Below are 13184 nucleotides of genomic sequence, written 5' to 3'. Positions count from 1 at the left end.
TTTGGTGTATAATAAAGTTTACTATGGAGGTTTCTGGGCATTTTCCGGAAATCCGAAGAAATAAGGAGGTCAATATGGCTGAAAAAATCATGCTCATTGACGGCAACAGTATCATAAACCGTGCATTTTATGGGGTTCCTCTGCTGACAAACGCAGAAGGACGCTACACCAATGCGGTCTATGGTTTTTTCAATATTTTATTCAAATTGTTAGATGAAGACCAGCCGGATTATCTGGCAGTGGCATTTGATATGCATGCGCCCACATTCCGGCATAAGACTTTTGATGGATATAAGGGTACCCGAAAGGGGATGCCCGAGGAACTGCGGGAGCAGATGCCTTTGCTGAAGGAAGTCCTTACTGCTATGCATATTCCCATCTACGAACAGGAAGGCTATGAAGCCGATGACATTCTGGGCAGTCTTTCCAAAAAGGCAGAGGATGCAGGGCTGATTCCTGTTGTGGTTTCCGGTGACAGGGACTTGTTGCAGATTGCCGGAGAAACCCTGAAAGTGCGGATTCCCAAAACAAAAGGCGGACGCACAGAAACTGAAGATTACTACGCAAAAGACGTTATGGAAAAATATGGCGTGACACCTTTGGAATTTATCGACGTAAAAGCCCTTATGGGGGATGCTTCCGATAATATTCCCGGTGTGCCCAGCATTGGTGAAAAAACCGCTGTGAAGATTATCCAGCAGTACCATGACATCGAAAATGCCATTGCTCACGCGGCAGAAATCAAGCCCAAAAAGGCTTCAGAAAATCTGACAGAGTTTCAGGAACAGGCAAGACTGAGCAAATACTTGGCTACTATCATTCGGGATATGCCTTTGGAACTGGATCTTTCCAAAATGACAACAGCTGATATTTTCACACCGGAAGCTTATGAACTGATTAAACGTCTGGAATTTAAAAGCATGTTTTCCCGTTTTGAACAGAAAACAACCCAGACAGAAACAGTGGAAACAGCTTTCACTCACATCACAACAGCGGAGGAAGCGAAAAACTTCTTTGATAATCTGGAACAAAAAGAAACAGCTTATATCCTGCTGGTAGACGATGGTGCATGGAAAGGCATGTCTGTTTGCCAGAATGCAGGAGAAGGTGTTTTTCTGGAAATCACAGAAGAATTGCCTCCCCAGACTTTGGCAGACTGCGCCAAAGATTTCTTTACCACAAAGGATATGGTGAAAATCGGTCACGACGTAAAACGGGATATCCATACGGTGGCTCCTTTTGGTGTGGAAGAAATCCATGCCTCTTTCGATACAGCCTTGGCGGCTTATCTGCTGAACCCTACAGGCAATTCTTATGAATATGACGATCTGGCAAGGGATTTTCTGGAGGAAGTCTATCCTTCCGCGGAGGAAGTGCTGGGTAAAGGCAGAAGCAAACAGCCTTTGGAAAGCCTGCCGGAAGGGGAACGTGTTGCTTTTGCTGCTAGACAGGCAGAAGTTGCTTTCCGCAGCAAACAGATCATGGCGGAAAAAATCAAGGAAAATGAACAGGAAGAACTGTTTTACGAAGTAGAAATGCCCTTGTTGTATGTATTGGCGGATATGGAACGCTGGGGCATGAAGGTAGACCGACAGGCACTTTTGGCGTACCAGAAACAGCTGGGCGAAAGCATTGAAACCATCACAAAGGAAATCTATGAACTTTCCGGAGAAGAATTTAATTTGAATTCTCCCAAACAGCTGGGTGTGATTCTTTTTGAAAAAATGGGTCTGAAAGGCGGCAAAAAGACCAAAACCGGTTATTCCACCGCCGCCGACGTACTGGAAAAACTGAAAAATGATGCGCCTATCGTAGAAAAAATTCTCTATTACAGACAGCTGGCAAAACTGAAAAGCACTTATGCTGACGGCTTGTTGGCAGTGATGGATGAAAAGACAGATAAGATTTACTCTACTTTTAACCAGACCATTACAGCCACAGGACGTATCAGTTCCACAGAACCCAATCTGCAGAATATCCCTGTGCGTCTGGAATTGGGACGGGAACTGCGTCGGGTATTTGTGCCCACTTCTGATGAATTCTGCTTCCTGGATGCAGACTACTCTCAGATTGAACTGCGTGTATTGGCGCACATTGCAGGGGATGAAACCCTCATTGATGCTTTCCGCCATCAGCAGGATATCCATCGCCTGACAGCTTCTCAGGTGTTCCATGTGCCTTTTGACGAAGTGACACCTCTCCAGAGAAGCAATGCAAAGGCAGTAAACTTCGGTATTGTTTACGGTATCGGCTCTTTCAGCCTGAGTCAGGATCTGGGTATCACCAGAAAAGAAGCGGAACAGTATATTGCCGCATACTTTACCAAGTATCCGAAAATCAAGGAATATCAGGAACGGATGATCAAAGAAGCCACAGAACAGGGATATGTTTCTACTATTTTCCATCGCAGACGTGCCATGCCGGAACTGCAGAGCGGCAATTTTGTACAGCGTTCCTTTGGGGAAAGAGTGGCAATGAATATGCCTATTCAGGGCAGTGCCGCTGATATTATCAAAATTGCCATGGTGAAAGTCCATCGTGCCCTGAAAGAAGGGGGATTCCGTTCCCGCCTGATTTTGCAGGTACACGACGAACTGCTCATCGAAACAGCTTTGGAAGAAAAAGAAGCTGTAGCAAAAATTCTGAAAGAAAATATGGAACAGGCAGTGGCTTTGTCTGTGCCTTTGGACGTGGATGTCCATGAGGGACAGAACTGGTTGGATGCCAAATAAAAAAGAGGGATAGAACATGAAAGTCATTGGATTGACTGGCGGTACTGGCAGCGGCAAAAGCGTTGTCAGCCGCTTTTTGAAAGAAATGGGTGCTGTGATTGTAGACGCGGATTTAGTGAGCCGCCAGATTGTTGAGGTAGGCAAACCTGCCTATGAGGAAATTGTGGCATATTTCGGCAAAGATATTTTGCAGGAAGATGGAACCATTTTCCGCAAGAAGCTGGGAGAAATTGTTTTTCACGATGAAGAAAAACTGGCGTTTCTTAACCGCTGCACCCATACATATATTGTGGCAGAAATGAAAGCGCAGATTGAACAGGCAAAGGCAGAAGGAACTGCTTCCTGCATTGTATTGGATGCACCGCTGCTCTTTGAAGTAGGTCTGGAAAAATTCTGCGATGCCGTTTGGGTGGTTTACGCCGATGCGGAAGTCCGTGCCCAGAGAGTTATGGAACGAGATGGTGTCAGCCATGAACTTGCTATGGCGCGCATTGCCAACCAGAAATCTTGGGAAGAATATAAAGCATTGTCCGACGTTGTTTTGGACAACAGCGGCGACCTTGCCCATTTGCAGGAGCAGCTTGCTCTGGCATGGAAAACATTACAAGAATAAACAGGTGAAGAAAACATGATTCGATTTTTGAAAAAATTGCTGTCACTGGTGTTTTTTCTCTGTGTTGTGGCAGCAATCGGATATTTTGTGGTGGTTCCGCGGTTCGTGCCGTTGGAATACGAGGAATATGTGGACAAATACGCATCACAGTATCAGGTAGAGCCTTCTTTGGTGTATGCTGTGATCTTCTGTGAAAGTGGATATGACCCGCAGGCAGTATCTCACGCAGGCAGTAAAGGTCTTATGCAGATCAGCGATGATACGGCGGTATGGGCAGCCCAGCAGATTGACGGTATGGATGCGGAAAATCTGAATGTGATGGACCCGGACGAAAATATCCAGATTGGTTGTTGGTATCTGCATTGGCTCCATGAGAAATTCAATGGAAATACCCCTACTTGTCTGGCGGCATATAATGCGGGACACAATAAAGTTGCCCAGTGGCTGGCAGATGAGGAAAAAAGTGCAGATGGTCTGACGCTGGAGGAAATCCCCTATGCGGAAACAGATCAGTATGTGAAGAAAGTGACCCTGATGCAGCAGGTGTACCAGTGGCGTTATGGTGTGTAAGGAGGAAAATGGCATGAAAAAGAGAATATGGGCTTTGGCATTGACGGCTGTTTTCCTTTTGACAGCCTGCAGCGGCGGTGAAAGTACAACAGGAGATTTTTCAGTCACTGCCGGGGAAGATGCCCAGACAGCGGCAGCGAGCGGTCTGACCCTTTCCATGCGTGTGCCGGAAACATTGAATCCTCTGCGGAATCGGGATGAATCCGTTGACCGTATTTTGAAACTGATGTTTCTGCCCTTTATTGGACAGGGGGAAAACGGAAAACCGGAAGGCGGCGTTGCAGAAAACTGGACGCTTTCCGCAGATGGTATGAGCTTGGCAGTAAACCTGAAGCAAAACATCAAATGGACAGACGGTACCAGCCTGACTGCCGATGATGTGGTATTTTCTTATGATACCATTGTAGGGTCAGAGGAGGATGCCGTATATAAAAATGTGACCAATTATGTAGCTTCCTGCACCAAGACAGGTACCTACAGTGTAACTGTCAACTTTAGGGAAGCATTCAGCAATAACATTTCAGCATTGTATTTCCCTATTATTCCAGCTGCCCATTATCAGGGGCAGACAGAAATGGATAGCGCTGCCAATATGAATCCGGTAGGGAATGGTCCTTATCGCATGGAAAGCTATACCATGGCTTCCTCCATGGTTCTGGTGCCCAATGAAAGCTACAGCGGTACCGTGCCGAATATTTCCACAATTACGGTAAAAATCACAGGCAGTGCCGATACAGATGATTATTCCTTTAGTCAGGGTATTTTGGATACCATGGTGACAGACTCTACATCAGCCGGCAGATATCTGGCTGCCGATGATAAAATGAAAGGAACTGCCTTTGATGCTGGTGTTTATGACTTTATCGGTTTCAATTTTGGCAGAGATCTGTTTCAGGATAAAAACCTGCGGCAGGCAGTGGCCTATGTGGTGCCAAAGGATTATATCTATGAAAGCGTGTATCTGAAATATGCGGAAATGAGCAATACACCCGTCAGTCCGGCATCTTGGTTGTATGAGGAAAATGTGGCGCCTTATAATTACGATGCGTCTATGGCGTCTACGCTTTTGAAAAACGCAGGCTGGGCAGACTCAAACAATGATGGTGTGCTGGAGAAAGAAAAGGAAAACGGCACAAAAGAGGAATTGCGCATCACCATGCTGGTAAATAAAGAAAATACAGCACGCAATCAGATTGCAAGCCGTATGGAAGAAGAACTGGAAGCCATTGGGTTTGAAGTGACCATTGACGCCCAGCCCTATGATGTTTACAGTGAAAAATTTGCATCAGGAGACTTTGATCTGGTGGTAGGCGGCTGGAAAATGTCAGAAGTATTGAATCTGGCACCATTCTTTGTGACTGATGGCGATTATAACTATATCGGCTATTCTAACGAAGAAGTGGATCAGCTGCTGCAGACAGCAAATAGTGCCATCGGGGAAGGGCAGACACTGCTGGCATACAGTAACCTGCAAAAGAAACTGGCGGAAGAACTGCCTTATGTGAGTATTGCTTACAGACAGGATGTTTTGCTGACTTCTTCTTATGTAGGCGGTGAAATCCATCCCACACGAATCAACGTGTTTGATGGTATCGAATATTGGACATTACAGCAAAAAGGATGATAACAGGGGTGTGAGAATATGTCAGAATTCCGAAGAAATCCTTTTACGGGAGAATGGACCCTATACGCAGAAAACAGAAAAAACAGACCTTATGAATTTACTTGGTCAAAGCCGGAGCGGAAAACCGGGGAAAAATGTCCTTTTTGCAGAGGACATGAAAGCTGGACAACACCTGCTGTTTATCAGGATGGTGCTGATGGTGTCTGGAGCATCCGTGTGTTTCCCAATATGTATCCGGCAGTCAGTGCCAGTGGATTTTATAGTGAAAGAGAATCATTTTATGAGCAGACCGTTGGTACAGGACGTCATGAAGTGTTGGTAGATACGCCAACCCATGGAGAAACCATCGACGAATTTTCGCTCAACCATATGCAGGAAGTGTTGATGGCTCTGCGCATGCGCTATGTGAGCATTCGGGCAGAAGAAAATACGGAGTATGTCCAGATATTCAAAAACTGCGGTGCGGAAGCCGGTATGAGCATCCAGCATTCTCATTGGCAATTGGTGGGGGTTCCCATTGTGCCGGAACGTATCCGTAAAATGATGGATTTAGGTATGGGAAAAAGCTGCCGTTTCTGCGAAATGCTGCTTCATGAACAGGAACAGAAAAAACGGATTGCTTATGAAAATAAAACATTTCTTGCCATTACGCCTTATGCATCCCGTTATCCTTATGAAGTTTGGGTAATGCCCAAAGCGCACCGCAAAGCTTTTGGAGAATTGACAGCGGAAGAAATGTCAGATCTGGCAGAAATGCTGTATGTTCTGTTGCCGAAGGTTGCGAAGCTGCGGCAGGATGTGGGGTATAACCTCTGCTTGATGGATAGCCCGAAATTTGGAGATTTCCATTGGCATTTGCAGATTTTGCCTCGTATTGGCGGATTTGCTGGATTTGAAAACGCCACAGATTGCTTTATCAATACCGTTCGTCCGGAAGACGCGGCAGCCTATTATCGGGGCGATGAGGAAGAAACGGAAGCATAGATTTGATTTTACTTACAGACAGGGAGGATTTTGCAGGAAAAATCCATCCCTGTTTTTTTCTGCAAAAAAAATTCTTTTCAGAATCCATTTTTTTCGTTATAATCGAACTGCAAAGAGAGGGGGATTTCATTTGAAAAAACATGCTTTTATTTTTGATATGGACGGTGTGCTCATTGATAGCCAGCCTGTCCATTATGACGCTGATCTGGAAACACTGGCGCATTTTGGTGTGCAGCTGACCAGAGCGGATGTGGAACCTTTTGCAGGAACCACAAACCCTGTGCGTTTTCCTATGTATCAGGAAGCTTTTCATGTGCAGGCAACACCGGAAGAAATGATGGCATACCGGGAAGGTGTTGTGCGCAGGATGTTTGTGGAAAGCAATGCCCATGCCATTAAAGGCACCAAAGAACTGCTGGAAAACATTCACGCGGCAGGCTATCCTGTTGCGCTGGCATCTTCCACAGATCCGGGGCTAATTCGCTGGATACTGGAAACCATTGGGCTGCTGCCATATTTCGACAAAATCGTCAGCGGAGAAGAGGTGCCTAAGAGCAAACCGGAACCGGATGTTTTTCTGGAAGCTGCAAGACAGTTGGGGGCAGCACCGGAAAACTGCTTTGTCATTGAAGATTCCACCAATGGTATCCGTGCCGCAAAAGCCGCAGGTATGTGGGTACTGGCATATAAAAACCCTACCAGTGGGAAACAGGATCTTTCTCTGGCAGATAAAGTGACAGACGATTTTACAAAAGTCAATGTAAGTACATTTCCGGTGAATGAGGAGGAAAATGCATGAAGATAGAACAGGCTGCTTTATTTGGCGCAGGCTCCGTTGGGGGCAGCCTGCTGTGCAGACAGAGAGAAAATCTGGATAAGATTAAAGTCATTGTCCATGGTGCAAGACGGGAACGTATGGAAAAAGAAGGACTGCTTACCCGTGGGGAAACATTCTTCCCGAAGATCTGGGAAAAAGGTTCTTATCCTGATCTGCTCATGGTAGGATTGAAAAATACGCAGCTGAAAGCAGCCATTGCAGAACTGAGGGATTATGTTGGCCCCAATACCATCCTGATGCCTTTGATGAACGGTATTTCTGCTTCAGAAGAACTGCAGGAAGCTTTTCCGGAAAATACAGTTTTGACTGCGGTGGTTTATGTAGATGCCAGAAAAATTGGCAATGAACTGTTCTGCGGAGAAACATTCCTTATTCAGATTGGTGATGCAGAAGAAGCGGTATTGGAAGCCATAAAAGAAGCCCTGCTTTCCTGGGGAATTTCCTGCCAGATTTGTGCAGATATTACCAGACGTCAGTGGCGGAAATGGATGATCAATGTGGGTACCAATCAGGTTTCTGCTGTTTTGGGTGCCACTTACGGCGATTTTCAGCAGAAAGAACCTGTTATGCAAATGGCACTGTCTGCTATGTCTGAAGTGGTTGCTGTTGCAGAAGCGGCAGGTGTAGACCTTCATCCGGCAGATGTAACTGCCGCTGGGGAAAGTGTGCATAAATGGAGTCCTGCGGGAAAATGCTCTATGCTGCAGGATGTGGAAGCCCACCGATTGACAGAAGTGGCATCCTTCTCTGGGAAACTTGTGGAACTTGGCAAAAAATATGGTGTGCCGACACCTGTCAATGAAACTTTATATGCTTTGATTCGCGCGAAAGAAGCAATGTACTCTTAAAGAAAAAAGTCTTTCTTCATATTTTTGGAGAAAGATTTTTTTATGGAAATTTGGACGGTTCTTTTTGTTTTGCTTTTCAGTTTGTAGCGGATACGGTATAATCGGAGGAAGAACAGGAGGAACCAAGATGGATTTACGAGAACGACTGAAAACATACGGAGCAGGAAATGCGTACCCTTTTCATATGCCGGGACATAAACGGCAGAAACAGCCGGGCAGCCTGTTTCCTTATGATTTAGATATTACGGAAATTGATGGTTTTGATAATCTTCACCACGCGGAAGGCATTCTGGCGGAAGCCATGGAACGGGCAGCAAAACTTTGGGGCAGCAGAAAAAGTTTTTTTCTGGTAAATGGCAGCAGTGCTGGACTTTTGGCAGGCATTCGGGCTTTGACAAAGCGCGGTGACAAAGTTTTGATGGCAAGAGGGTGCCATCGGGCAGTATATCATGCTGTGGAATTGTGTGGTTTGCATCCCGTATATATGCAGGCGGCATGGGTGGAAGAAATGCAGATTTCCGGCAGTATTCAGCCAGAAACTGTAGAGAAACACTTGCAGGAACATCCTGACTGCAAGCTTGTGATTCTCACAAGTCCCACCTATGAAGGTGTCGTCAGTGATATTGCGGAAATTGCGAAAATTGCCCATCGGTATGGGGCATACCTTCTGGTGGATGAAGCCCATGGCGCTCATTTGGGTTTTGGTGAAGGATTTCCAGATACGGCAGTCCATTTGGGGGCTGATGTGGTGGTGCAGAGTCTGCACAAAACATTGCCTTGTCCCACCCAGACAGCTATTTTGCATGTCTGCACAGAACAGGTGGATGCGACAGAAGTTGGCAGACAACTTTCTGTATTCCAGACCAGTAGCCCTTCTTATGTATTCATGGCGGAAATGGATGGATGCATTTCTTTACTGGAACGGGAGAGAGAAAGTCTTTTTGCGGCTTATGAAAAAAGATTGGCATCTTTTTATGAAAAAATGGAGAAACTGAAACATATCAGGCTGTATCAGCCGGAAAATTCTTCTTTTGTGTTTGGTCATGACAGGGGAAAACTCCTCTTTTTTACAGGAAACTGCAATCTGTCAGGGGTGGAACTTTCTGACATCCTGCGGGAGAGATATGAGTTGGAAATGGAAATGTCTTTATCTCTGCATACATTGGCAATGACCAGCATTTTCGATACAGACGAAGGAATGGAACGGCTGGCAAAAGCCATGCTGGAAATTGACAAAGAAGTAATGCCGGTAAAACAGCCATTGGCGAAAGGGCAGATGGTGCTTCCGCAGATAGTATGCGGTATGGAAGAGGCTTTGCAGGGAGAAACAACAGAGGTAATGCTACAAGACAGTCTTGGAAAAATTGCGGCAGATTTTCTTTGGGCGTATCCACCTGGAATTCCTCTTGTTGCACCAGGGGAACGGATTTCGGAAGAAGTATTGGCACAGGCTTTTTATATGCAGAAAAACGGCGTCAATGTCCAGTGCGCTTTTGCAAAAGATGGATGGATTCGTGTGCGTTTTTAGGAATGATGTGACATTTTTTGGTTCAAACTTGAAACACGACATTTTTTGTGATAGAATACGAACAGGTATGTCTTAAAGGAAAAGACGTCCGTAAAAGCAAAGGGGTGATATACATGAAACACATTCAGACATTGAATACCCGTGATCTGGCTGCAAGTGTTAAACACGGCGGCTGTGGCGAATGCCAGACATCCTGTCAGTCTGCTTGCAAAACTTCTTGTGGTGTTGCAAACCAGCAGTGCGAAAACAAATAAGAAGCGACAGGATAAGTCGCTGCCCGTTTCGGGCGGCGACTTTTTACGCATAATCCCGAAGATGGCTTCGGATCAAATAGTATATAAAATAGAAAGAGGATTTTTATGATTCATCAGTACAAGTTAAACGGTTACAACATTGTGCTGGACGTTTACAGCGGCTCCGTGCATGTTGTGGATGATGTGGCATACGACATCATCGGTATGTATGAAGGACATACAAAAGAAGAAATCACAAAGGAGATTCTGGAAAAATACGCAGATAATCCAGAAGTAACAGCCGAAGAAATCGCGGATATTCTGGAAGGGGTAGAAGAACTGAAGAAAACAGGCAAACTCTTTACAGAAGATCTGTACGCAGACATTGCGGCAAATTTCAAAATGAAGAACAACGACATTAAAGCACTGTGCCTTCATGTAGCACACACCTGCAACCTGACATGTGATTACTGTTTTGCAAGTCAGGGCAAATATCAGGGGGAACGTGCTCTCATGAGTTTTGAAGTGGGCAAACAGGCTCTGGATTTCCTCATTGCCAACTCTGGCAGCAGAAGAAATCTGGAAGTGGACTTTTTCGGCGGCGAACCCCTCATGGACTGGGATGTGGTGAAACAGCTGGTAAATTATGCCCGCAGTGTGGAAAAAGAACACAACAAAAACTTCCGTTTCACACTGACTACCAACGGTCTGCTGGTTGATGATGATGTCATCGAATTTGCAAACAAAGAAATGCATAACGTGGTACTGAGTCTGGACGGCAGAAAAGAAGTTCATGATAGACTGCGCCGCACTGTTGGCGGTCACGGCAGCTATGATGTAATCGTGCCTAAGTTCCAGAAGTTTGTTCAGAGCAGAAACAACACTGGCTACTATGTACGTGGTACTTACACACATGACAACATTGATTTCACAAAGGATATTTTCCATATGGCAGACTTAGGCTTCACAGAACTGTCCATGGAACCCGTTGTTTGTGATCCCAAGGAACCTTACGCACTGACAGAAGCAGATCTGCCTGTACTTTTTGAACAGTATGAAATTCTGGCAAAAGATATGCTCCGCAGAGAAAAAGAAGGTAAGCCCATCACTTTCTATCATTACATGATCGACCTGACAGGCGGTCCTTGTGTATATAAACGTGTAACCGGCTGTGGCAGTGGTACAGAATACATGGCTGTTACTCCTTGGGGAGAACTGTTCCCTTGCCATCAGTTCGTAGGTGACCCTGCTTATAGTCTGGGAGATATCTGGAAAGGCGTTACCCATCCAGAAGTGCAGGATAAATTCCGTAAATGCAATGCTTATGCACGTCCCGACTGTAAAGACTGCTGGGCAAAACTGTACTGTTCCGGTGGCTGTGCTGCAAATGCTTACCATGCAACAGGGGATATTGCAGGCGTATATGAATATGGCTGTCAGTTGTTCCGTAAACGTATGGAATGCGCCATCATGATTCAGGTAGCAAAACAGGTACAGGAATAATTTTCTGAAAATCATGAGCTGGAAATTTTTGAGCAATCGAAAATTTCCAGCTTTTTTTACAGGAAAAAACAGACTATATGTTCTTATATGCAAAGTCAACAAAAAGAACATATGTTTTTATAATGCACTTGCACAAAAAAGAAAAGAATCCTGAAAGTACATTGAAGCATATTGCAAAGTGTGATATAATCTGACAAAGCACCGAAGGAGGGGATAGGATGAAAAAGAAGATTGGACTGCTTTTAGTGGCGGCTTTGTTGATTTCTGTGCCAAACTGTACCAATGCGGATGGAGCCACGAAAGTTGAAATCAATGGAAAACAAGTGGCATATACAAAAGAAGCAGGCGCGCCTTTTGTCGATGATGCTGGGAGAACAAAAGTTCCTTTTAGGCAAACTATGGAAACGTATGGTTGCACAGTTTCCTGGGATGGAACCGAACAGATGGCAATTGCCCAAAAAGACGGTATTACGGTGGAAGTACCCATTGGACAGCCTTATATTTATCGCAATGGGACGAAAGTGGAAAATGATACTGCTGCATTGATACAGGATGGCAGAACATATCTGCCCATTCGTGTGGTGCTGGAAAGTTTTGGTGCCAAAGTTCAGTGGAATGGGGATACCAATACGGTTGTTGTGACTTCTGGTGGACAAACAACAGGAAATGGGGACATTCAAGTACATTTTCTGGATGTTGGTCAGGGGGACGCAGCACTCATCAACGACGGCGAGTTTGAAATCCTCATTGATGCAGGGGTATCTGCAGAAGGGACAAAGGTTGTGCAGTATCTTTCAGACTATGTAGATGGCGATCTGGATGTGGTTGTTGCCAGTCATGAAGATGCTGACCATATTGGCGGTTTGCCTGCGGTGTTTGATGCGTACACCATAGAAGAAGTGGTGGATAACGGCAGAACCAGCAGCACAAAGACATATCAAACCTACCATAATAAAGTACAGGCAGAAGGCGCAGACTATGCTGCGGATACAGCGGCACAGAATATCACACTGCCCAGCGGGGCTACACTGGAATTTTTGCCCATTACAGATGTTTATGATAACGCCAATGATAACAGCGTTGTAACCATGCTTACCTATGGCGATGTGGAAGTATTATTTACAGGAGATTTGTCATCAGATGTGGCAGATGCCAATAGCAGTCTGTTTTCTGATGTGGATGTGCTGAAAGCAGGGCATCATGGTTCCAGAACTTCTGTCAGCAGTCAGTTCCTTCAGACTACAAAACCGGAATATGTAGTCATTTCCGCAGGACTTGATAATTCCTATGGTCATCCTCATAAAGAAGCGCTGTCTGCTTATCTGAATACAGGCGCAGATGTTTATGGAACATTCCGTTCAGGTGATATTGTCATGACTACAGACGGACAGCAGATTTCTTTCGATACAACGGAAAAACTGACACTTTCTGATGTGGGTGCAAAATCTAACGGAACAACTCCAGTGCAGAAACCGGTTACACAACCGGAACAGCCCTCAAAGCCAATGGCAGAAACAACAGTCACTTATGTTGGGAATAAAAATTCCAAAATATTCCATCGTGCTTCATGCTCTTCTGTTTCTCGAATGAAAGACAGTAATAAGGTGTCTTTGAACAGCCGAGATGCAGCCATTTCTCAGGGGTACCGTCCCTGCGAAAATTGTCAGCCTTAATAGATGTATAGAAAAAGCAGTATATTATTGTTTTATAT

Annotated in this window: 11 protein-coding genes; all 11 read left to right on the top strand. The window is 45.2% G+C overall.

Going from position 1 to position 13184, the window contains the following annotated elements; genetic code table 11:
* The first annotated feature begins 74 nt into the window (after positions 1-74).
* On the top strand, positions 75-2732 hold the full coding sequence (gene polA, locus INF29_RS05695) for a DNA polymerase I (RefSeq protein ID WP_193485186.1): 2658 nt from the start codon (positions 75-77) through the stop codon (positions 2730-2732).
* Positions 2733-2748: 16 nt separating this feature from the next.
* Positions 2749-3345: a dephospho-CoA kinase gene (coaE, locus tag INF29_RS05690; RefSeq protein ID WP_193485184.1), complete on the top strand. Its 597-nt coding sequence runs from the start codon at positions 2749-2751 to the stop codon at positions 3343-3345.
* 15 nt (positions 3346-3360) lie between these two features.
* Positions 3361-3915, top strand: coding sequence for a lytic transglycosylase domain-containing protein (locus INF29_RS05685; protein ID WP_087989472.1), 555 nt, complete (start codon positions 3361-3363; stop codon positions 3913-3915).
* A gap of 13 nt (positions 3916-3928) precedes the next feature.
* The gene (locus INF29_RS05680) at positions 3929-5539 is read left to right on the top strand and encodes an ABC transporter substrate-binding protein (RefSeq protein ID WP_193485182.1); all 1611 of its coding nucleotides are present in this window, start codon (positions 3929-3931) and stop codon (positions 5537-5539) included.
* A gap of 18 nt (positions 5540-5557) precedes the next feature.
* On the top strand, positions 5558-6523 hold the full coding sequence (locus INF29_RS05675; protein WP_072852315.1) for a galactose-1-phosphate uridylyltransferase: 966 nt from the start codon (positions 5558-5560) through the stop codon (positions 6521-6523).
* 130 nt (positions 6524-6653) lie between these two features.
* Positions 6654-7322, top strand: coding sequence for an HAD family hydrolase (locus tag INF29_RS05670; protein WP_193485181.1), 669 nt, complete (start codon positions 6654-6656; stop codon positions 7320-7322).
* Complete coding sequence (locus INF29_RS05665; protein ID WP_193485179.1) at positions 7319-8209, top strand: ketopantoate reductase family protein; 891 nt, start codon at positions 7319-7321, stop codon at positions 8207-8209. The genes INF29_RS05670 and INF29_RS05665 overlap by 4 nt, the downstream gene beginning before the upstream one ends.
* A 127-nt stretch (positions 8210-8336) precedes the next feature.
* Positions 8337-9737 carry an aminotransferase class I/II-fold pyridoxal phosphate-dependent enzyme gene (locus INF29_RS05660; RefSeq protein WP_193485177.1) on the top strand — a complete coding sequence of 467 codons (1401 nt, stop codon included), beginning with the start codon at positions 8337-8339 and terminating at the stop codon, positions 9735-9737.
* A gap of 113 nt (positions 9738-9850) precedes the next feature.
* The gene (scfA, locus tag INF29_RS05655; protein ID WP_072852821.1) at positions 9851-9991 is read left to right on the top strand and encodes a six-cysteine ranthipeptide SCIFF; all 141 of its coding nucleotides are present in this window, start codon (positions 9851-9853) and stop codon (positions 9989-9991) included.
* A 105-nt stretch (positions 9992-10096) separates the two neighbouring features.
* Entirely contained in the window at positions 10097-11473 is a 1377-nt protein-coding gene (scfB, locus tag INF29_RS05650) for a thioether cross-link-forming SCIFF peptide maturase (protein WP_072852819.1), read from the top strand.
* A gap of 218 nt (positions 11474-11691) precedes the next feature.
* Positions 11692-13146, top strand: coding sequence for a stalk domain-containing protein (locus INF29_RS05645; protein WP_193485175.1), 1455 nt, complete (start codon positions 11692-11694; stop codon positions 13144-13146).
* Positions 13147-13184 lie beyond the last annotated feature (38 nt).

Origin of the sequence: Anaerotignum lactatifermentans, from assembly GCF_014982935.1 — a bacterium.
Lineage (GTDB): Bacteria > Bacillota > Clostridia > Lachnospirales > Anaerotignaceae > Anaerotignum > Anaerotignum lactatifermentans.
Note: the sequence above shows the minus strand (reverse complement) of the source record. Positions and strands in the feature narration are given on the sequence as shown.